The organism is Mycobacterium sp. NGS49, assembly GCF_059812565.1.
In genome coordinates, this window is the sequence record NZ_JCALCX010000003.1 from 275,763 (window position 1) to 296,810 (window position 21,048).

The 21,048-nt window shown below is 68.0% G+C and carries 7 protein-coding genes; 2 read left to right on the plus strand and 5 right to left on the minus strand.

Annotation, left to right across the window (positions count from 1 at the left end):
* Positions 1-30 precede the first annotated feature (30 nt).
* Both AC5Y7D_RS04755 and AC5Y7D_RS04760 read left to right on the plus strand, forming a co-directional pair.
* A complete protein-coding gene (locus AC5Y7D_RS04755; protein ID WP_499922148.1) occupies positions 31-1,800 on the plus strand; it encodes an ABC-F family ATP-binding cassette domain-containing protein in 1,770 nt (589 codons plus the stop codon).
* A complete protein-coding gene (locus AC5Y7D_RS04760; protein WP_499922149.1) occupies positions 1,797-3,092 on the plus strand; it encodes a cytochrome P450 in 1,296 nt (431 codons plus the stop codon). Before AC5Y7D_RS04755 ends, AC5Y7D_RS04760 begins: the two co-directional genes overlap by 4 nt.
* On the opposite strand, the gene AC5Y7D_RS04765 is transcribed toward AC5Y7D_RS04760, so the two are convergent.
* From AC5Y7D_RS04765 to AC5Y7D_RS04785, 5 genes are all read right to left on the minus strand, one after another.
* The gene (locus tag AC5Y7D_RS04765; protein ID WP_499922150.1) at positions 3,089-4,150 is read right to left on the minus strand and encodes a type III polyketide synthase; all 1,062 of its coding nucleotides are present in this window, start codon (positions 4,148-4,150) and stop codon (positions 3,089-3,091) included. The genes AC5Y7D_RS04760 and AC5Y7D_RS04765 overlap by 4 nt on opposite strands.
* 153 nt (positions 4,151-4,303) lie before the next feature.
* Positions 4,304-7,318 carry a type I polyketide synthase gene (locus AC5Y7D_RS04770; protein ID WP_499922151.1) on the minus strand — a complete coding sequence of 1,005 codons (3,015 nt, stop codon included), beginning with the start codon at positions 7,316-7,318 and terminating at the stop codon, positions 4,304-4,306.
* A 9-nt stretch (positions 7,319-7,327) separates the two neighbouring features.
* The gene (locus AC5Y7D_RS04775; protein ID WP_499922152.1) at positions 7,328-13,627 is read right to left on the minus strand and encodes an SDR family NAD(P)-dependent oxidoreductase; all 6,300 of its coding nucleotides are present in this window, start codon (positions 13,625-13,627) and stop codon (positions 7,328-7,330) included.
* A gap of 17 nt (positions 13,628-13,644) precedes the next feature.
* Entirely contained in the window at positions 13,645-19,887 is a 6,243-nt protein-coding gene (locus AC5Y7D_RS04780) for an SDR family NAD(P)-dependent oxidoreductase (protein WP_499922153.1), read from the minus strand.
* A 17-nt stretch (positions 19,888-19,904) separates the two neighbouring features.
* Positions 19,905-20,966: a type III polyketide synthase gene (locus AC5Y7D_RS04785; protein WP_499922154.1), complete on the minus strand. Its 1,062-nt coding sequence runs from the start codon at positions 20,964-20,966 to the stop codon at positions 19,905-19,907.
* Positions 20,967-21,048: the final 82 nt, after the last annotated feature.

A 21,048-nucleotide genomic window follows, 5' to 3' on the forward strand; every position in this document is an offset into this window, starting at 1 on the left:
GCCGGCAGTGCAGCCGGTACCCTCAGTCCAGTGGCACACCTGCTCGGAGCCGAGGCCGTCCACCTGGCATATCCGACCCAGGTTGTCTTCGAATCGGTCACCCTCGGCGTCAACGACGGTGCCCGCATCGGAATCGTCGGCCGCAACGGGGACGGCAAATCCAGCCTGCTGGGCCTGCTCACCGGCCAGCTCCGGCCGGACTCCGGACGAGTCACCCAGCGCAGCGGCTTACGGGTCAGCGCGCTGGCTCAAGCGGACACCCTGGATCCCGAGCACACCGTCGGCCGGGTGCTGGTCGGTGACCAGGCGGATCACCAGTGGGCCGGCAGCGGCCGGGTGCGCGACGTCGTCGCCGGTTTGGTATCCGATATCGACTGGGATGCAACGGTTTCCACGCTTAGCGGCGGTCAGCGCCGTCGGGTGCAGCTGGCCCAACTGCTCATCGGCGAGTGGGACGTGATCGCCCTCGACGAACCCACCAACCACCTCGACATCGAGGGCATCACCTGGCTGGCCGGCCACTTCAAACAACGCTGGGCGCGCAACAGCGGCGGGTTGCTGGTGGTGACCCACGACCGCTGGTTCCTGGACGAGGTCGCCACCGCGACGTGGGAGGTGCACGACGGCATCGTCGAACCGTTCGAGGGTGGTTACGCCGCGTACGTGCTGCAACGGGTGGAGCGGGATCGGCAGGCCGCCGCCTCGGAGGCCAAGCGACAGAACCTGATGCGGAAGGAACTGGCGTGGTTGCGTCGCGGCGCCCCTGCCCGCACGTCGAAGCCCAAGTTCCGCATCGAGGCCGCCAACCAGTTGATTGCCGACGTGCCGCCGCTGCGCAATACGGTGGAGCTGGCCAAGCTTGCCACCGCTCGGCTGGGCAAGGACGTCATCGACCTGCTCGACGTCTCGGTCTCCTATGGCGGGCGCGCGGTACTTCGCGAGGTCGAGTGGCGAATCGCGCCTGGCGAGCGCACCGGAATCGTGGGGGCCAACGGGGCCGGCAAATCCACGCTGCTGGGTTTGCTTGCCGGAACCGTTCAGCCCGACACCGGACGCGTCAAGCGTGGCAAGACCGTCCGGCTGGCCGTGCTCGATCAGCAGGGCGATGAGCTCACTGCGGTTGCCGGAGAGCGGATCGCCGACGTGCTCGGCCGGCTGCAGCGTGGTTACGAGGTCGAGGGCCGGGAGATGACCCCGGGCCAGCTGCTGGAGCGGTTGGGCTTCGCCCGCGGGCAGCTCTCGGCGCGCGTCGGCGAACTGTCCGGCGGCCAGCGTCGGCGCCTGCAACTGATGCTCACGCTGCTGTCGGAGCCGAATGTGCTGTTGCTCGACGAGCCCACCAACGATGTCGACACCGACATGCTGACCGCCACCGAAGACCTGCTCGACTCGTGGGCGGGCACCTTGATCGTCGTCTCGCACGACCGTTACCTGCTGGAACGCGTCACCGATCAGCAGTACGCGATCCTGGACGGCCGGTTGCGGCACCTGCCCGGAGGTATCGACGAATACCTGCGGTTGGCCGCGCGACCGACGGACAAGCCGACGGCGCCGAAAGCGCAACCGCCGCAGACCATGTCGGGTGCTCAGCGCCGGACCGCCGAGAAGGAGCTGGCTGCCATCGACCGCCAGCTGGCTCGCCTCGCCGACCGGATCGAGGCCATGCACGTCGAGCTTGCCGAGCATGACCAGTCCGACCACGTCGGTGTCACGCGCTTGACGCAGCAACTGCGCGAACTCGAGGAAGAGGTCACCACGCTGGAGGGGCAATGGCTGGAGTTGTCGGACGTGCTGGAATGAGACCGGTCCGGTATTGGCCCGGCGAGGCGCTACGCGCCGGGTACAACCGCCGTGGCGCGGTGATCGACTCGGGCATCGGCCGGCACGGCTACACCTATCTGCTGGGCGCCGAGGCGAACCGATTCGTATTCGCCAATGCCGACGCTTTCAGTTGGCGCCAGACGTTCGAGAGTCTCGTGCCGGTGGACGGTCCAACCGCGCTGATCGTCAGCGATGGTGAGGACCACCGCCGTCGTCGCAGCGTGGTGGCGCCGGGGCTGCGGCACCGGCAGATCCAGGACTACGTGCAGACCATGGTGACCCACATCGACACCACCATCGACGGCTGGCGACCCGGCCGGCGGGTGGACATCTATCAGGAATTCCGCTCGACGGTACGACGTAGCACGGCCGAAAGCCTGTTTGGGTCACGCCTGGCCGCTCACTCGGATTTCCTCGGCGAGCAACTGGAGCCGTTGCTGGACCTGACGCACCTGCCACCGGGGGTCATGAAGCTTCAGCAGCGCGTCAATTCACCCCGCTGGCGGCGGGCAATGGCCGCACGCAAACGCATCGACGAGCTCATCGATGCCCAGATCGCCGACGCACGCCGCCGGCCCCGCCCGGACGACCACATGTTGGCGACCCTGATCAACGGTCGATCGGACGAAGGACAGGTACTGCGGGACAACGAGATTCGTGATCAAATCGTATCGCTGATCACGGCCGGCTACGAGACGACCAGCGGTGCGCTGGCTTGGGCCGCCTACACGCTGCTGACCTGGCCGGGGGTCTGGGACGCCGCCGCCGCCGAGGTGGACCGGGTGCTGGGTGGCAAGACGCCGACGGCCGCCGACCTGCCGGCCCTGACGTATCTCAACGGCGTTGTGCACGAAACACTTCGGCTGTATCCGCCCGGCGTCATCTCGGCCCGCCGAGTGCTGCGCGACCTGCGCTTCGACGGGCACCGGATCCCGGCGGGACGACTCATCGTCTTCAGCGCTTACGTCACCCACCGGGATCCCGAGTCATGGCCCGACCCAACGCAATTCCGTCCGCAGCGGTGGGATCCGGCGGACCCGGGCTACCGTAAACCCGCGCCGCACGAGTTCATTCCGTTCAGCGGCGGCTTGCACCGGTGCATCGGTTCGGCGATGGCCATCACCGAGATGACGGTGATGCTGGCACGGCTGGTCGCCAAGACCAGGCTACGGCTGCCGGCGCAGCGGATCCGAGCCGCGAACTTCGCCGCGCTCAGTCCCCGGCCGGGCCTGACGGTGGAAGTTCTCGATCGGGCGGCTACCGAGCGCTAGTGCCAGCGCAGCAACACGAGTTCAGCGCAGAATCCGGGCCCCATCGCCAGCATCAAACCGGGACTGCCACTGGGCGGCCGCTTCTCGATGGTGTCGCGCAGGATGTGCAGCACCGACGCCGAGGACAGGTTGCCGATCTCGCCGAGCGACCGCCAGGTCAGCTCGAGCGCCTCCGGCGGCAGATCCAGGCAGTTGGTGATCGCATTGATCACCTTCGGTCCCCCGGGGTGACTCACCCAGGTGCCGATGTCTTCCCTGGTCAAATCGTGACCGGCCAGGAATCCGTCGACATCGGCCGGCAGGTGCGCTTCGATCAGGTCGGTCAACTCTGGGGCAAGCCGCAGCTGCAGGCCGTGCGAGCCCACGTCCCAGCCCATGATGCCCAGCGATTCGGGGTACAGGCGGCTGCGCGAGTCGACGATCGTGGGGCCGGTGGCCCGCACCCGCTCGGCGCGGCGGTCGCCTACGGCGACGACGGCAGCCGCACCGTCGCCGAACAGGGCCGTGCCGATCAAGCCCGACACGGTCGGCTTGACCGCCGGGTAGGTGAGGGAGCAGAGCTCGACGGAGATCAGCACCGCGACGTCGTCGGGTGCGCCCCGGAGGTAGTCGTGCAGACGGGCCACTCCGGCGGCACCGGCCACACAACCGAGGCCGAACAGCGGCATCCGGCGGATATCGGGACGCAATCCGAGCCGCCCGGCGATCCTGGCGTCCAACGACGGGACCGCGACGCCGGTGACCGTGGTGGTGGCGATCATGTCGATGTCCTGCGGCTGCAGGCCCGCTTCGTCCAACGCGCCCATCAGCGCCTCGATGCCGAGGTCGACCGCCTTATCGAGGAAGATCTCGTTGGCGTCGCCGAAGTCGTTGAGGGCCGGATAGCGATCCAGCGGCAGGGCGAAGTGCCGATTGTTCACTTTGGCGGACCTGTGCAGGCGCCGAACGATCTCCTCGTGCTCCTTCAACCCGGGGAATTCGACGAACAGATCGGTGATCTCCGTCTGGCTGTATCGGTGCGGTGGCAATGCACCGAAGACCCCTGCGATGACGCTCATTCACCCTGCCTCATTCAGCTGCTCGTCAGATAGCCCGCCCGCAAGACTCCCCAAATTCCTTAGCTTAGTGGACTTTCCGAAGGCACGCAAAAGACGGTGATATTCAACACTTGTCGTGCAGCTCTGACAATTATTTGTCGGCGGCACCCTTTGTCAGGCTTTATCATCGTCGCCGTCCAGCGTCATCGCGATTAACGCGTCAGGGCTCAACGAGTCGATTACATCGTCACCCATTTGGGCTTCTGACATGGCTCTTTGCGGATCACCAGCCAACAGCAGGAGTTTGTCGAGTAATCCGGTTCGCCGTAGCTCGCTGATTGGAATCGTGTGCAGTAACGACCAAAACCGGTCGTCGTCCGATTCGTTTTCGGAGCGACCGGAAATTTGCTGGGCGAGATGGCCGGCCAGGGCGTTCGGAGTGGGATAGTCGAAAATCAGCGTGCGCGAGAGAGACAATCCCGCCAACTCGCGCTCGGTTTTCAGACGGTTACGGAGTTCGACGCCGGCCATAGAGCTGAAGCCCTGGTCCTGGAAGGCCCGCTCGGCATCGACGTCACCTGCCCCGGCATGCCCCAGCACCACCGCGGCGTGTAAACACACCAATTCGACCAGTCGGCGATGCCTATCCCCGGGATCCAGCTCCTGCAACCGCGCACCGTCGGGGACAGTGACCGGGGTATCGTCACCGGCGCCCACCCAGAACCGTCGCCGCACGAATCCATAGGCCGGCAGGTCTACCCGCCGTGCTCCCAGGCCGTCGAATGTGGCGGCCCAGTTCACCTCCGCGCCGTGGGCGAACAGCTTTCCTACCGCGGTGAGCGCCGTCTCGGCCTCCGCAAGACCTTCCGCCATCGTCACAACCGACATGTCTTGGTCGGCGGTCAAACCGGCGCCGGGCCCCACTTCGATGAACACCTCGCCGCCCAGTCGTCCGGCTGTCTGCACGCCATCGGCGAATCGCACCGGATTGCGGACATGGTCGGCCCAGTACCGAGCCGACCCGTATCCCGGGCCGGCCAGGTCGCCGGTCACGTTGGAGATGAGCCCGGTGCGTGGCGATGCCGCCGGCAGATCGACGAGCGCGGTCGAGAACTCGTCGAGCATGGGCTCCATCAGCGCCGAGTGAAAGGCATGCGACACCGCGAGCCGGTGCACTCGGATGCCCTGCGCCGTCAACCGGTCCGCCACCGCACCCACCGCGGCCTCCGGTCCGGACAACACCACCGAATCCGGCGCGTTCACGGCCGCCACACTGACCTGCTCTCCCAGCAACGGCGCCACTTGCGCTGCACCGACGGCCGCCGCCACCATCGCTCCGCCCGCCGGCAACCCGGCCATCAGCCGGCCGCGAAGCGCCACCAACTTGGCCGCGTCCGGCAGTGACAGCACCCCGGCCAGATGAGCGGCGGCGACCTCGCCTACCGAGTGGCCCAGCAGCAAATCGGGTGTCAGGCCCCAGGACCGCAGCAGCGCGGCCGTCGCCAGCTGCACGGCGAACAGGCTGGGCTGGGCGAATTCCGTACTGCGCAGCAGCGCCGGATCGCCACCCCACATCACTTGTCGCAGCGGCTTTTTCAGGCATGTATCCAACGCGTCGGCAACCTCGTCGAAGGCCGTCGCGAACGACGAAAACCGGCCGTAGAGCTGCCGGCCCATGCCGAGGTACTGCGAGCCCTGCCCGGGGAACACGAAAACCGTTCTCGGCGGCGGCCCGGACCGCCCGGCCGTCACGCCCGAGCCTGGCGCGCCCGCCGCCAAGCTGCGCAGGCCCGCGCTCAATTGATCAGTGCTGGAACCGACCACGACGGCGCGATGCTCGAACGTCGACCGCGCGGTCGCCAAAGTCCAACCCACATCCGCGATCTCACACTCGGTGACCGGGCCGGCCAAGCGTTCCGCTTGGTTGGCCAGCGCTTCGGCCGACCGCGCGCTGAGCACCCACGCAACGACCGCATCGCCGATCGGCGCTGTACTGGCCCGTTCCTGATCGGGAGCCTGTTCGACGATCACGTGGGCGTTGGTGCCGCCCATGCCGAACGAGGAGACCCCGGCCCGGCGCGGCGCCGCCTCCCAGCGCGTCAGGGTGGTGTTGACCCGCAATCCCAGCGCCGACAGATCGATGCCCTGGCTCTCGAAGTTGAGACTTGCCGGTACTGCGCCGTTTTCGAGGGACAGCACCGTCTTGATCAGGCCGGCGACGCCGGCGGCCGCCCCGGTGTGGCCGATGTTGGTCTTGACCGAGCCGATGGCCACCGGTTGCCGCCGCCCACCGAACACGGCGCCGAGGGCCCGGGCTTCCACCGGGTCGCCCACTTCGGTTCCGGTTCCGTGCGCTTCGACATAGTCGACCTGGTCGACGTCGAGTCCGGCGCTGGACAGAGCGCGCTGAATGACATCTGCCTGCGCGGCAACCGAGGGCACCACCAGGCCCGCGCCCTCACTGCCCGCATTGCCCACCGCGCTGCCGGAGATGACGGCACGGATTCGGTTTCCGTCTCGCAAGGCAGCCGGTAGCGACTTCAGCAACACCAGCCCGCCACCGTCGCCACGCACGTACCCGTCGGCACGCCGGTCGAATGCGTAGGTGTGCCCGGACGGTGAGACGGCGCCGAACTCCCTTTCCAGCATTGCCATTTCGGGTGCGAAGTTCAGATGGATACCGCCGGCGATCGCCATCGGCGAAGCGCCCGTTCGGATGGCGGCGCACGCTTCGTGCACCGCCACCAGGGAAGAGGACTGACCGGAGTCGACGGTCATGCTCGGGCCGCGCAACCCGAAAAAATGTGACACCCGGTTCGCGATCATCGCGCGACTCAGGCCCGCAAAAGCATGGTGACCCAGGTCGTTGCCCCGCAACGCCAGCAACAGGTAGTCGTCGCTCATCGCGCCGAGGAAGACGGCGATCTCCAGACCGCGCTGCGTCTCCGGCACCACAAACGCGTCCTCGAAGAGCTCCCAGGTCAGTTCCAGGGCCAGCCGTTGCCGAGGGTCCATCGCGCACGCCTCACGCGGGGACACGTTGAAGAACTCGGCGTCGAACAACGCCGCGTCGGCAAGGGCTTCGGTGACCTCGCGCCCGTGTCGCAGCAGCTCCCAGAACTCACGCGGGGTGGCGGCGCCCGGAAAGCGGCATGCAAGCCCGATGATGGCGATGTCCTTCCCGTGCACGCCAACCTCTCAGGGTGTGAAATCGTCGCCGAGGAGTGCCAACAGTTCACTCTTGCCGGTGGTGGGTTCGTCCGCCTGGACGGGCGCGGCGCTCAGGTCGGCAATGATTTCCTGTAGCCGGGCGGCGACTTGGGCCTTTTCCTCGGGTGTCAAGTCGGGCTGGTGGACCAAGGTGTCGAGTTCGCTGCTCAGGTCATTGAAGCGGCCCAACCGGTTCAGTAATTCGCCGGCAGGAGCCGCACCGGCGGCCAACTGGTCCGCCAGGTGTTCGGCAAGCGCTGCCGGGGTCGGGTAGTCGAAGATCAGCGTGGGCGAAAGCGTAAGCCCCGTAGCGGATTTGAGGCGGTTACGCAACTCCACCGCGGTCAGCGAGTCGAACCCCAGTTCCTGGAAGGCCTTGTGGCCGTCGATATCGATGGCGCTGCTGTGGCCCAAAACCGTTGCGGCATTGCTCGATATCAACTCGGTCAGGGCCCGCTGACGCTGTTCGGGCGGTAGGGTGTGCAGCCGCTCCACCATGCCGCCGGCCACCGCGAAGGTGTCGGCGGCATCGATCACGCGCCGGGTCGGGCGGGTTACCAGGTCACGCCAGAGCGGCGGCAGGTCGGCCTCGCTGGTCAACGCCGTCGTGTCCAGCCGGGCGGCTACCGCGACCGCATGATCTGCGAGCAGTGCGGCATCGAGCAGCGCAAGTGCCTGTGCGGTCGGCAGTGGCGACAACCCGACCTGTCTCATCCGGGCCAGGTCCCGGTCACCGAGGTGGCGGGTCAGCGCGCTGACCTCCTCCCACAGTCCCCAGGCGATCGAGTTCCCGGGCAGGCCCTGCTCGCGGCGATGGCTCGCCAGTCCGTCCAGGAAGGCGTTGGCCGCGGCGTAGTTTCCCTGTCCCGGACTTCCGACGATGCCGGCGAGCGACGAGAACGTCACGAAGGCGGCCAGATTCGCGTCGCGCGTGAGCTCATGCAGATTCCACGCCCCGTGCACCTTGACCCGCAGCACCGAGTCGAGCCGCTCGCGTGTCAGCGACGTGATCACCGCGTCATCGGTTACCCCGGCAGCGTGGAACACGCCCTTCAACGGGAACTTCTCGGGTATCTGACCGAGCAGCTCGGCGACGGCGGCGCGGTCGCTGATGTCGCAGTCTGCGACCGTCACCTGTGCGCCGGCCTGTCTGAGCCCGGCCACCAGATCGTCCGCGCCCTCGGCCCGCACGCCGGATCGGCTGACCAGCACCACATGCGCGACGCCGTAGCGCTCCACCAGATGCCGGGCCACCGCCGCACCCGCCATTCCGGTGCCGCCGGTGATCACCACGGAGGCGCCGGTCAACGGCGACTGCGCGCCGGCAGGCCCGTTCGGCACGGTCAGCACCACCTTGCCGATGTGGCGGGCCTGGCTGACGAACCGATACGCCTGTCGTACGCAGCGCACATCGAAAACCTTGATCGGCAACGGTTTCACCGCTCCGTCGGACAGCAGCCCGAGTATCTCCGCGTACATCTGCCCGATCAGGTCGGGCCCCGCCTCGAACAGGTCGAACGCCTGGTAGCGGACCCCGCGGTGCTGTTCGGCGACGACCTGCGCGTCGCGGAGATCTGTCTTGCCCATCTCGAGGAAACGCCCGCCCGCGGCCGTCAGCCGCAACGACGCATCCAGGAACTCACCGGCCAGCGAGTTGAGGACGACATCCATACCGGCGCCATGGGTGACCACCCGGAATTTATCCTCGAACTCCAGCGTCCGGGAATCGCCGATGTGATCGTCGTCGAAACCCATGGCCCGCAACGTGTCCCACTTTCCCCGGCTGGCCGTGGCGAACACTTCACAACCCCAGTGGCGGGCCAACTGCACGGCGGCCATGCCCACGCCACCGGCCGCGGCATGAACCAGCACCCGCTCACCGGCCTTGAGTCCCCCCAACACCGACATGCCGTACAGCGCCGTCAAGAACACCACCGGAACACTGGCGGCGGTGGCCAACGACCAGGCCCCGGGTACCCGGGTCACGATCCGCTGATCCACGACCGCTTCGGCGGCGGCCGCACCCAACTGGCCCATCACCGCGTCGCCGACCGACAACTCGGTCACGCCGGTGCCGACCTCCACGATCACCCCCGCGCCTTCGACACCCAGCTCCCCCGCGCCGGGATACATGCCCAGAGCCAGCATCACGTCGCGGAAATTGACACCCACCGCGCCGACGGCAACCCGAACCTGCCCGGGGCCCAATTCAACCCGTTCACAACGCCGGGCGGTAAGCTCCTCGAGCGTCCCCCCGCTGCCGGCACCCAATCGCCACATGCCATCCGGCAGCTCCAGCACCGACGACGAGGCACGCACCAGCCGGGCGCCGTACACCGTGCCCGAACGCACCAGCAGTTGGGGCTCCCCGTATCGCAGCGCCTCCTCGACAGACGCCGAATCATCGGTATCGATCAACACGATCCGGCCAGGATGCTCGGCCTGCGCGGAGCGCACCAGGCCCCACACCGCGGCGCCTGCCAAGTCCGACGCGGTTCCATTGGGCAGCGCCACGGCACCGCGCGTCACGACGGCCAGCACCCCCTCGGCGGCCAGGTGATCCTGCAGCACCCGCAATGCCTGGTGTGCTGCGCCAGACACTGCGTCGGGGAGATGGGCACCCGAAGGCAGTTCCCAGACTGACTCTGCGCCAACGACGCCAGCGCCGTTGTGCGGTAACGGCGTCCACACCACTTCCAGTAAGCCGCCACCCGTCGCCGCCGCCGGGGCAGCCGCCGCCAGGGCCTGCTGCGAAACCGCGCGTACCACCAACTCCCGCGCGGAAAGCACCGGCAACCCCGCGGAATCGGCCAGCTCCACCGACACTGAACCGGCGCCGGTCGGCGCCAGCCGGACCCGCAGCCGGGATGAGCCGGCAGCGTGCAGCGTCACCCCCTGCCACGAGAACGGCAACGCCAACTGCTCGCCACCCTCGACGAATCCCCAGGCGTGCAGCGCCGCGTCCAGCACGGCGGGATGAATGCCGAAGCGTCGCACGTTGACTCCCTCGGGCGCCACCACCTCGGCGAAGACCTCGCGTCCGCGTCGCCACACCGCACGCACCCCCCGAAATGCCCGCCCATAGCCGTAGCCCCGCCCGGCCAACTGCTCGTACACACCCGAAACGTCGACCGACACAGCACCGACCGGCGGCCACGCCGACAGATCCGCCCCGCTGCGGATCCCACCGGGACCCAGGACACCTTCGGCGTGCAACACCCACGATTCACGGCCGGCGGCAGCCGAATACACCCAGACACCATGGCGTCCGGAGTCATCAGCGGCAGCAACGACAACCTGCACCGGCACCCCGCCGCCGGCCGGTAAAACCAACGGCGCCAGCAGGGTCAGCTCCTCGATAACGGGGGCGCCGGCCTCGTCGCCGGCCCGCAACACCAGCTCCACGAAACCGGCGCCCGGAAACAGCACCACCCCGCCGACCACGTGATCGGCCAACCACCCTTGCACCGCGGGTGACAGCGAGCCGCTCAACACCACACCGCCGACGTCGGGCCGCTCAACCACCACAGCCAGCAGCGGGTGGCCACTGCCGGCCAGGCCGACGGTGGCCAACTGGGCGGGCCCGACCCCCGGCTCTGCCAGCCAGAAGTGCTGCCGGGCGAACCCATAGGTCGGCAACGCAACCCGCCGAGCGCCGAGTTCGGCGAACGCCTCGCGCCATTGCACGCCGACACCGGCGGTGAACAGCCGGCCGAGTGCGGTCAACAGCGTTTCCACTTCGGGACGGTCCCTGGCTATCAGGGTGGCCGATACGGGTTCGCCCGCAAGGGATTGTTCGGCCAGCGCCATCAGTCCGCCACTGGGACCGACCTCGACAAAAATCTTGGCCCCCAACGACTCCGCCAGCCGGACGCTGTCGGCGAATCGCACCGGCTTACGCACGTGCTCGAGCCAGTAGTCGGCTGACCCGTATCCGGGGCCGGCCAGTTCACCGGTGACGTTGGACACCAGCCTGATCCGCGGCTCCGACCCGGTCACGTCGCCGAGGACCGCCGCGAACTCGGCGAGCATCGGCTCCATCAACGCCGAATGGAAGGCGTGTGAGACAGCCAACCGGTGCACCCGCCGACCGCGGGCAGCGAGCGCCTGCGCGGCTGCGTCCACTGCGGCTCGCTCGCCCGAGATCACCACGGAATCGGGCGCATTCACGGCGGCGATGCCGGCGCCGGGGCCCAGCTCGGCGACTGCCTCACCCTCGCCGGCTGCCACCGCCACCATCACCCCGCCGGGCGGCAGCCCCGCCATCAAGCGGCCGCGGGCCGCGACCAGCCGCGCCGCATCCTCGAGTGACAACACCCCTGCCACGTGTGCGGCCGCGATCTCGCCGACCGAGTGACCGAGCACCAGGTCCGGCATCACCCCCCAGGACTGCAGCAACGCCGCCAGCGCCACCTCCACGGCGAACAACGCCGGCTGGGCGAACTCCGTGCTCTCCAGCTGAGCCGGGTCGGATCCCCAGAGCACCTGCGGCAGTGGCACTCTGAGGTGAGCGTGCAACGCATCGGCGGCGGCGTCGAAGGCCTTGGCGAAAACCGGGAAACGGTCATAGAGACCACGTCCCATGTCCAGGTATTGCGCGCCCTGCCCTGGAAACACGAATACGGTCTGGCCCACCGGCCGGGTGCGGGCCACCGCGACATCCCCGGCCGGCCGGCCGGCACCCAGGCCGGCGAGAGCCTCCAGGAATTGCGCACGGTCGGTTCCCACCACCACGGCGCGATGCTCGAACAACGACCGGGTGCTCACCAGTGACCAGCCCACATCCAGTGGGCGCACATTGGCATCGGAACCCAGCCGCGCCAACAACCGCTGAGCCTGATTGGCCAGGGCGGCCGGCGAACGCGCCGACAGCACCCACGGAACCGGGCCGGTGAAAGGTTCTGGCTCAACAACTTCCGGTACCGGCGCCTGTTCCAGGATGACGTGCGCGTTGGTGCCGCTGATCCCGAACGACGACACGCCGGCCCGGCGCGGCCGCCCGGGTGCCGGCCAGGGCCGCGATTCGGCCAGCAACGACACCGCTCCCGCCGACCAATCCACATGCGGGGTGGGCGCATCCACGTGCAGCGTCTTGGGCATCACCCCGTGCTGCATGGCCAGCACCATCTTGATCACCCCGGCCACCCCTGCCGCTGCGGACGAATGACCGAGGTTTGACTTGATCGACCCCAGCCACAGCGGCTCCTGGCGGTCCTGGCCGTAGGTGGCCAGGATGGCCTGCGCCTCGATCGGATCGCCGAGTGTGGTGCCGGTCCCGTGGCCTTCGACGACATCCACGTCGGCCACCCCCAGCCGTGCGTTGGCCAACGCCGCCCGGATCACCCGCTGCTGTGACGGGCCGTTGGGCGCGGTGAGCCCGTTGGACGCGCCGTCCTGGTTGACCGCTGACCCCCGCACCACCGCCAGCACCGAATGCCCCAGCCGCTGCGCATCGGCAAGCCGCTCGACCACCAGGACGCCCGCGCCTTCGGCCCAGGATGTGCCGTCCGCCGCGGCCGCGTAAGCCTTGCAGCGACCGTCGGCGGCCAGCGCCCGCTGCCGGCTGAATTCCACGAACCCGCCGGGGGTGGCCATCACCGTCACCCCGCCCACCAGCGCCAGACTGCACTCGCCGGACCGCAGCGACTGCGCGGCCAGATGCAAGGCCACCAGCGACGACGAGCACGCCGTGTCGACCGACACCGCCGGGCCCTCCAGACCCAGCACGTAGGCCACCCGGCCAGAGGCCACGCTCAACGTGGAACCGGTCAGGCCGTAACCCTCCAGCTCCCCCTTGACTTCGCCGCCGTAGCCGGCATGGATCACCCCGGCGAACACCCCGGTTGCGCTGCCCCGCAACGTGGCCGGATCGATACCGGCGCGTTCCAGGGCTTCCCACGACACCTCGAGCAGCACCCGCTGCTGCGGGTCCATCGCCAGCGCCTCGTTGGGCCCGATACCGAAGAACCCGGCGTCGAAATCGCCGGCATCTGTGAGGAAACTGCCCCGCCGCGTGTAGGTCTTGCCGAGCGCGTCCGGGTCGGGGTCATACATCCCGTCGACATCCCAGCCGCGGTCGGCCGGAAAGTCCGACACGCCGTCCCGGCCCTCGATCAGCAACTGCCACAACGCCTCCGGCGTATCCGCACCACCGGGGTAACGGCAGCTCATGCCCACCACCGCCACCGGCTCGGACAGCTTGTCCTCCAGCTCGGACAGGCGCCGCCGGGTGCGGCGCAGATCCGCGGTGAGGCGCTTCAGGTAGTCAACCTGTTTGGTGGCGTCCACTGATGTTCCTTGGCTCCTCAGGATTCGAGTTCTTCGTCGAGAATTGCGAAGAGTTCGCTCTCACTGGCGTTGGCGAGGTCGTCATCGAGGGTCAGGTCTGCCAGGATGTCGTGCAGACGGTGCGATAGTTCCGCTCTGTCTTCGGTCTTCCAATCACACTGTCGAACAAGGTCATTGAGCTCACGGGCGATGTGGTCGAAACGCGCCATCGGGTCGGCCCGGTCAGCCGGGGTGGACAGCCGGATGTCGAGGTGTTCGGCCAGCGCGCTGGGGCTGGGGTAATCGAAGATCAGCGTGGGCGAAAGTGTGAGGCCGGTGGCGGTCTTGAGGCGGTTGCGCAGTTCCACGGCCGTGAGCGAATCGAAACCCAGTTCTTGAAAGGCAAGCTGGGGGCTGATGTCGCCGGTGCCGGAGCGCCCCAGCACGGTGGCGGCGTTGCTGCACACCACATCGACGAGTTCGCGGTGGCGCTGTTCGGCAGTGAGGCCGGACAGACGGGCGGCCAGGCCCGTTGTCGAGACGTCGGCCGCTTCGACGGTCCGTCGCACGGGGCGGCGAACCAGATCACTGAGCAGAACGGGCGCCTCTTCGTTCAGCGCGGCGGCGTCCAGGCTGGTGGCTACCACGACGGCGGGATCGGCGCACAGGGCGTCGTCGAACAACGCCAATGCCTGGCCGGTCGACAGCGTTGCCAGACCGACCCGGCTCATCCGGGCCTTGTCGCGGTCACCGAGATGTCGCGTCATCGCACTGGCCTGCTCCCACAGGCCCCACGCCACCGAGATAGCCGGCAGTCCCTGCGCTCGACGGTGGGCAGCCAGCGCGTCCAGGAAGCTGTTGGCCGCCGCGTAGTTGCCCTGGCCGGCGGTACCCAGAATGCCGGCCATCGACGAGAACATCACAAAGACGGACAGGTCGAGATCCCGGGTCAGTTCGTGCAGATTCCACGCACCGTCGACTTTGGCCCGCAAGACCGTGTCCAACCGCTCTGCAGTCAGCGTCGCGATCAACCCGTCGTCGAGGACGCCGGCGGCGTGGATCACTGCCCGCAGCGGGAATTGCCGCGGCAGTTGCGTCAGCAATCCCGCGACGGCGTCCCGATCGGCCACATCGGCGGACGCCACCGACACCTGGGTGCCGGCCGCACGCAACTCCTCCACCAACTCCGCGACGTCCGGTGCCTGAGCTCCGGAGCGACTGACCAGCATGATGCTGGGCACCCGATATCGAGAAACGAGGTGGCGGGCCAGCGCCGCACCGGCCATTCCGGTGCCGCCGGTGATCAACGCGGTGCCGGTAGCAAGCGAATCGACGGTCAGCACCACCTTGCCGGTGTGCCGAGCCTGGCTGATGAACCGATACGCATGACGAACCCGTGGAAGGTCAAACGTCGCATAGGGCAACGGCGCCAGCTCGCCCGACTCGAACAGCGTCATCAGGTCGCCCAGCAGCTGCGCAGTGAGGTCCGGTCCCGCCTCGATCAGATCGAATGCCCGATAACGGATTCCGCGTGCGGCCAGCTCCCGGGGATCGCGAAGATCCGTTTTGCCCATCTCGATGAAACGTCCGCCCCGGCTCAACAGGCGCAGTGAAGCGTCGATGAACTCGCCGGCCAGCGAGTTGAGCACCAGGTCGACTCCGGCGCCGCCGGTGGCCGCCAGGAACTTCTCCTCGAAGTCCAGTGTCCGCGAGTCGCCGATGTGCTCGTCATCAAAACCCATGCCCCGCAGCGTGTCCCACTTGCCGCGACTTGCGGTGGCGAAAACCTCCAAACCCCAGTGCCTGGCCAACTGCACCGCCGCCATACCCACCCCGCCGGTGGCCGCGTGCACCAGCACCCGCTCGCCGGCCGTGGCTGCGCCCAGCACCGACAGACCGTAGAGCGCAGTCAGAAACACCACCGGAACGCCCGCCGCCTGCGTCAGCGACCAGCCCGCCGGTACCGCGGTCACCAACCGCCGATCGACCACCGCCTCGGGACCTACCACACCAAGCAAACCCAGCACTCGATCGCCCACGGCGACGTCGGATATTCCAGGGCCCACCTCGACCACGACACCCGCGCCTTCGACGCCCAACTCGCCGCCGCCGGGATACATACCCAACGCCACCAGCACATCCCGGAAGTTCACCCCCACCGCGGCGACCGCTACTCGCACCTGCCCGGGCGCCAACTCGGCCCGGTCGCAGGGACCCACCCGTACGTCGTCCAGAGTGCCGCCGCCGCCGGTGACCAGCCGCCACCCCGTTTTCTCGGCGGGCAACTGAAGCGCCGACGAGTGCGCCGGCTTCAGCCGCGCTTTGTACGCCACGCCCTGGCGCACCAGCAATTGCGCCTCACCGGCACCAATCAAGTCGTTGACGTCCAGCGATCCGTCGGAATCGAGCAGGATTACCCGACCGGGATGCTCGGCCTGAGCCGAACGCACCAGACCCCACACCGCCCCGGCCGCCAAGTCCGGCACGTCCTCGCCGGCCAACCCGACCGCGCCACGCGTCTGCACGACCAGTAACCCCACGTCGTCACCCACCAACCAGGATTGCAGCCGACTCAGTGCGGCATGCGTGGCGGCATATACCGATGCCGGCGGTTCCTCAGTGGAATCCAACTGCCACAACGTGATTGGCGAGCGGTCGGCGGGCTGCGGCGTGGTGGGTGTCCACTCGATCTCGAACAGGCCCGCATTACCACGCCCGGCCACCGGCAGCACCTGGGTGGAGACCGGGCGAAATGCCAGGTCACGCACCGTCATTACGGGCAGTCCCCATGGATCGGCCAACTGCAGCGCCACCGAATCGTTGCTCAAACGCGACATTCGGACGCGCAGTCGGGCGGCGCCGGCGGCGTGCAAGGTCACGCCCTGCCACGCGAAGGGCAGGACCGTTTCGTCCTGCCGATCGTTCACTCCCAACGCATGCAGCGCGGTGTCGAGCAACACCGGGTGCATGCCGAATCCGCCGGTAGTCAGTTCGTCGGGCAGCGCGATCTCGGCGAAGGTGTCAACGCCCGACCGCCACATCGCCCGCAGGCCATGGAAAGCGGGGCCGTACTGGTAGCCGCGGTCGGCCAGTCGTCGGTAGGCGTCGGTGATATCGACCGGCGTCGCACCGGCGGGTGGCCACACCGACAGATCCGCCTGCGGGGCGGGTGCGTCGGTGCCCAGGGCACCCACGGCGTGCAGCGTCCACTCCGAATCCGTTCCACAGGAGTACACCGAGATGTCCCGACGGCCCGCGTCATCGACGGCCCCCACCACCACCTGCACGCGCACCGCACCCTCTCCGGGCAGCGGCAACGGAGTTGAGAGGGTCAACTCCTGCACCACCGGGCAATCGACCTCGTCACCAGCACGCAGGGCCAACTCCACAAACCCGGCTCCGGGAAACAGCACGGTGCCCGACACGGCGTGGTCGGCCAACCACGGCTGGGCCGAGAGCGACAGCCGGCCAGTCAACACCACCCCACCGGAATCGGGCCGTTCGACGACCGCACCCAGCAGTTCGTGCGCGGCGCCGACCAACCCGGCGCGGCGTACGTCGCGGTCACCGGACTCGGTCAGCCAGAATCGGCGCCGCGCGAAGCCGTAGGTGGGCAACGGGATTCGGCGCCCACCCGCGAATACCGGCGACCAGTCCACCACCACACCCGCCACCTGCGCCTGAGCCGCCGACAGCCAGAAGCGTTGCAGCCCTCCGTCGTTGCGTCCCAGCGACGGGATGACCACCGACGGCTCCGCAGCCAGCGTCTCCTCGATGCCGGCAATCAGTACCGGGTGCGGACTCGATTCGATGAAGACCTGGTAGCCGGCGTCGCGGGCAGCGCGCACGGCGCGTTCGAATTGCACTGTCTCTCTGATGCTTTGGTACCAGTAGTCGGCGTTCAGCGTCGCGGTGTCCAGCATGGCGCCGGTCACCGTCGAGTAGAACGCCACACGCGACGAGCGCGGTGCGATGTGCTCGAGGGCTGCGGTGAGGCCGGCGCGGAGGACATCGACGTGGCAGGAGTGTGAAGCGTAGTCCACAACGATCCGGCGTGCCCGGATGTTCTCCGCGTCGCACCGTTTCATCAGTTCGGTGACGGCGTCCGCTTCACCGGAAACGACGATGGCTGAAACCCCGTTGATCGCAGCGATATTCAGCCGACCGGCCCAGGATGCCAGCATCTCCTCGGCTTGGGGCAGCGTGAGGGCCAGCGAAGCCATCCCGCCGGCTCCGGACAGTTGCACCAGCAGCCGGCTACGCAGTGCCACCACTTTGGCGGCATCCTCCAGCGACAGCGCGCCGGCCACGTAGGCGGCGGCAATCTCGCCCTGCGAGTGTCCGATCACCGCATCCGGGGTGACACCGAGGGACCGCCACAATTCGGCCAGCGACACCATGATCGCCCACAGCGCCGGTTGCACCACATCTACCCGGTCCAGGCCGGGTGCGCCGGGCGCCGAACGGACGACGTCGATCAACGACCAGTCCACGTATTCGCGCAACGCCTTGTCGCAGCGCTGCATCTGATCGGCGAATACCGTTGAACTGTCCAGCAACTCAAGTCCCATACCGGGCCACTGCGAACCCTGGCCGGGAAACACGAACACTGTCTTGCCCACCTGTCCGGCTCGGCCGACCACCACGCCGGGGGCCGCTTCGCCGGCCGCCAGGCGGGTTAGCCCGTCGACGAAGTCGGCGGTCCTTGTGCCCACCACCACCGCGCGGTGGTCGAACAGTGACCGGGTGCTGAGCAGCGACCAGCCCACGTCCAGCGGACGCGCATCGTCGGTGACGTGCGCCAGCAGACGCCGGGCTTGATTGACCAGAGCCGCCGCGGAACGCGCCGACAATAGCCATGGCACCACGCGGTTGTGCGGCTCCGCGACGTCGACGTCGACGAACGGGGCGTGTTCCAGGATGACGTGCGCGTTGGTCCCGCTGATTCCGAACGACGAGACCGCGGCCCGACGCGGCCGCCCGCGCTCCGGCCAGGCCCGCGATTCGGTCAACAGCGACACCGCACCCGCCGACCAATCCACATGCGGGGTAGGCACATCGACGTGCAGAGTCTGGGGCAGCAGCGCATGCTGCATCGCCAACGTCATCTTCATGACGCCGGCGACGCCCGCCGCCGCCGACGTGTGACCCATGTTCGACTTGATGGATCCCAGCCACAGCGGCTCCTGGCGATCCTGGCCGTAGGTCGCCAGAATTGCCTGCGCCTCAATCGGATCCCCGAGCGTGGTGCCGGTGCCGTGGCCTTCGACGACGTCGACGTCCGCCGCGGCGAGACGGGCATTGGCCAGGGCGGCGCGAATGACCCGCTGCTGGGAGGGCCCGTTCGGCGTAGCCAGGCCGTTGGAGGCGCCGTCCTGATTCACCGCCGAGCCGCGCACCACGGCCAGCACCGGATGCCCCAACCGGCGGGCATCGGCCAACCGCTCCACCACGAGCGCACCGGCGCCCTCGGAGAACGCGGTCCCGTCGGCCGCACCGGCGTAAGCCTTGCACCGACCGTCGGCCGACAGTGCCCGCTGCCTGCTGAATTCGATGAACATCGCCGGGGTGGCCATCACCGTCACGCCGCCGACCAGGGCCAGATCGCACTCCCCCGATCGCAACGACTGCACCGCCAGATGCAGGGCTACCAGCGACGACGAACATGCCGTATCCACCGACACCGCCGGACCTTCCAGGCCCAGCACGTATGCGACCCGACCGGACGCCACACTGAGCGTCGAACCACGCAACCCGTAGCGCTCCAGCTCACCAGGAACCTGACCCTGACCGCCGTACGAGCCGTGAAAGATTCCGGCGAATACGCCGGTCAAGGAGCCGCGCAGCGTCAGCGGGTCAATTCCGGTGCGCTCCAACGCTTCCCACGAGACCTCGAGCAGCAGCCGCTGCTGGGGATCCATGGCCAGCACCTCGCTGGGGGCGATGCCGAAGAACTGGGCGTCGAACCCCGCGACATCGGCCAGGAAGCCGCCGGATCGGGTGTAGGACTTGCCGATCGCGTCCGGATCGGGGTCGAAGAGTCCGGCTAGATCCCAGCCCCGGTCCGTCGGGAACTCGGTGACCACGTCTTGGCCGGCAGCCACCATCTCCCACAGGCCCTCGGGGGTGTCCACTCCGCCCGGATAGCGACAGGCCATGCCCACCAAGGCAATCGGCTCAGTGGACCGGGCGAGGAAGTCGCGGTTCTCGCGCTTGAGCCGCTCGTTTTCCTTGAGTGATCTGCGGAGGGCCGCAATAAGCTCGTCTTGATTGCTGGTCATACCATGGGATCAGGCATTCAGTGCCAGCGCAACAGGACCAGTTCGGAACAGAAGCCGGGACCCATTGCGATCATCAGTCCGGGACTGCCACTGGGCGGTGGCTTGGCGAGGGTGTCGCGCAACACGTGCAACACCGACGCCGACGACAAATTGCCGATTTCGCCCAGAGAGCGCCAGGTCAGCTCCAAAGCTTCCGGTGGCAGGTCGAGGGTTTCGGTGATCGCGTTGATGATCTTGGGTCCGCCGGGATGAGTCACCCAGGCGCCGATGTCGGTGGTGGTCAGGCCATGCTCGGCAAGGAAAGCGGTGACGTCGGGCTGCAGATACTGTTCGACAACGGCTGCTACGTCTTTGGAGAGTACGAGCTCGAAACCGGCCGAGCCGACATCGAATCCCATGGTCCGCAGTGAATCCGGGTATAAGTGGCTCCGCGAATCAATGACGCTGGGCCCGCTGGCGCCAACCTGCTCGGCGCGACGGTCCCCCACGGCAATCACCGCGGCGGCGCCGTCGGCAAACAAGGCGCTGCCGACCAAACCGGCAACCGACGGCTTGTAGCCGGGGAAGGTCAGGGAACACAACTCCACCGACACCAGGGCCGCCACGCCGTCGGGGGCACCCCGCAGGTAGTCGTGCAATCGGGCCACGCCGGCCGCCCCCGCTACGCACCCCAGCCCGAACAGCGGTACCCGTCGCACGTCGGCGCGCAGCCCGACACGACCGGCGATCCGGGCGTCCAGCGACGGCACCGCCAGGCCGGTCACCGTGGTGGTGATGAGCATGTCGAGGTCTTCGGGGCGCAGTCCGGCCTCGTCGAGTGCACCCATCAGGGCCTCGACGCCCAGATCCACCGCCTTGTCGATGAAGATGTTGTTCGCCTCGCCGAAATCGTGCAGCCGCGGGTACTGCTCCAGCGGGAGGACCAAGTGGCGACTGTTGACTTTGCCGCTGGTGTGCAGCTGCCGGACGATGTCTTCGTAATCTGCGAAGTCCGGAATGCTGACGAACATGTCGGTGAGTTCGTGCTGCGAATATCGGTAGGGCGGCAGGGCACCGAAGACACCTGCGATGACACTCATTGGTCCCACCCCTTTGACACGAACGTCGAGGCCGTCACGTTCACCCGAACCGCTTAGAGCCCGAAGTTTAGTCGGGGCTAAC